General features: G+C 61.4%; 3 protein-coding genes. All 3 read right to left on the reverse strand.

Annotated features, from left to right (window positions below):
* Positions 1-34 precede the first annotated feature (34 nt).
* Positions 35-988: an alpha/beta fold hydrolase gene (locus OC610_RS26015; RefSeq protein ID WP_264431905.1), complete on the reverse strand. Its 954-nt coding sequence runs from the start codon at positions 986-988 to the stop codon at positions 35-37.
* A 340-nt stretch (positions 989-1328) separates the two neighbouring features.
* Complete coding sequence (locus OC610_RS26020) at positions 1329-1562, reverse strand: hypothetical protein (protein ID WP_264431907.1); 234 nt, start codon at positions 1560-1562, stop codon at positions 1329-1331.
* A gap of 57 nt (positions 1563-1619) precedes the next feature.
* On the reverse strand, positions 1620-2259 hold a 640-nt coding region (locus OC610_RS26025), incomplete at its 5' end, for a DUF6630 family protein (protein WP_264431911.1).

Raw genomic sequence — 2259 nt, forward strand, 5'->3', positions numbered from 1 at the left:
TCGCTCCCACAGTGATGGCTTCATCTACCGAGCTTCATTCCTTGAGGAACGTCAGCAGGTCCTGGTTGAGGCGATCCTTGTGAGTCTCGGTCAGGCCGTGCGGCGCGCCAGGGTAGACGATCAGTCGAGCACCCTTGATCAGGGCTGCCGAGGCTCGGCCTGCAGCGTCAATGGGCACGATCTGGTCGTCGTCGCCGTGAATCACCAGCGTCGGCACGTCGAACTTCTTCAGGTCGCCGCGGAAGTCGGTCGCCGAGAACGCCGCGATCGAGTCATAGGTGTTCTTGGCGCCGCCCTGCATACCTTGCGCCCAGAACGACTGGATCAAGCCTTGGGACGGTTTGGCGCCCTTGCGGTTGTAGCCGTAGAACGGGCCGGAGGCGATGTCCAGGTACAGTTGCGAACGGTTCTCCTGGGAGGCTTTGCGCAATCCGTCGAACACCGCAATTGGCAAGCCGCCAGGGTTGGTGTCGGTCTTGAGCATCAGCGGCGGGACCGAGGACACCAGCACGGCTTTCTTGACCCGGCTGGTGCCGTGGCGACCGATATAGCGAGCCACTTCGCCGCCCCCTGTCGAGAAACCGACCAAGGTCACGTCCTTCAGGTCCAGCGCCTCGATGACCGCTGCCAGGTCGTCGGCGTAGTGATCCATGTCGTTGCCTTCCCACGGCTGGCTGGAGCGACCATGACCGCGACGGTCGTGGGCAATGACGCGATAGCCCTTGGAGGCGAGGAACATCATCTGTCCTTCCCAGCTGTCGGAGTCCAGCGGCCAGCCATGGCTGAAGGTGACGACCTGGCCGTTGCGCGGGCCCCAATCCTTGTAATAGAGCTGCACGCCATCCTTGGTGGTGATGTAGCTGGCGGACTGCACAACGCTGCCGACCGCGGTGGCGCTGGCGCCGGCCTGGACGGGGGGGGCCGCTTCTGCGCCGAGGGTGGCCAAGGCCAGGGTGGCGACTGCGAGGGTGCGGTTGAATGTGTTCATCGTTTCTCTCTCCATAAGGGACGGTTTGATCTGCCGGGATCGTCGTCGATCGCGTTGGTGGGCAGATTAGAGAGAGCGAAGCGCAACGAGAACGGCGCTGGCATCGATAACAACTATAGGGATATCAGATACCTGCGTTTTTGATCGTGGCGAGGGAGCTTGCCCCGGTCGGCCCTGTAGGCGCTGGCGAAGCCTGCGATCTTTTGATGTTGATCTTTAGGTGTCAGGGAAAGATCGCAGCCTCGTTGTACTCGGCAGCTCCTACAGGGGGACGCGGGAGCTTGGCCTGTAGGAGCTGGCGAAGCCTGCGATCTTTTGATGTGACCTTTCGCTTGAGCAATCAACCAAACGAAGGCATCGGCCCCAGCGAGTTGAGAATCCAGGTGACTGCGGCGATGGCAATGAGTACCGCCGCCAGCAAGCCGATAAACAGCCACTTGACGACTTTCAGCCACTTCGGCGGCCCGGTGCTCGGGGCGAAGGTTTCGACCGCGTGACGCATGGCCTCGGCGCAAAATGGGCACTCGGCGTTGTCCGCAAGAATGAGGGTGCCGCAGTGATCACAATTCTTCATGTCGTACCGAGGCTCGAAAACGTTTGTCCAGCGGCGAACCGTCACCGCACCTGATGCTCAGTATTTATAGACGATGCCCAGCCTGCCCATGATTTCCATGGCATTGACCAGACCCAGGCCGTTCATGGGCAGGCAGGCAAACGCCTGGTACTCATCGAAGTGGGTGCCGATGGCCAGCAGCTTCAAATCGTGGGTTTCCAATCGCGCATTGAAATATTGCAGCAGCGCCCTTTCCCAGTCGTTGGCGCGGTTGACCGCATCGACGGTTTTGCTGTCAGGCGTGGGGATTTCGATGCCCAGTTCCCGAAGTGGGGCGAGGGTGTTGATGGCGTGGACGCCTGACAGCGACCACTCCTTCCATTCGAACTCAGCCAACCGATGGGCGTCGGCCAGTGCCGATCGCAGTTGCGTCCAGGCCCAGTCCCACTGACCGTTGGGCGCGGGCATGTTGTCGATCAGTGCTTGGGCATGCGCCTCGTCGAACAAGCCATCGAACAGGTCGGCCAGCGTGTCGGCCAGGTCCGGGCCTGGCCCTTGAGCCTGGGTGTCCAGGTCATGACTCAAGCGCTGCCAAAGACTGGCCAGTTCCGTCCAGTCGTCTTCATCCATGTCGTCATCGATCCCCTGGGCCTTATGGCCACGGTGGTAATTGTCCAGCCGCGTCTTGTGAACCAGGACCGCACCCTCGGCGACGCTC

This window comes from Pseudomonas agronomica (assembly GCF_025917275.1).
Classification (GTDB): Bacteria; Pseudomonadota; Gammaproteobacteria; order Pseudomonadales; family Pseudomonadaceae; genus Aquipseudomonas; species Aquipseudomonas agronomica.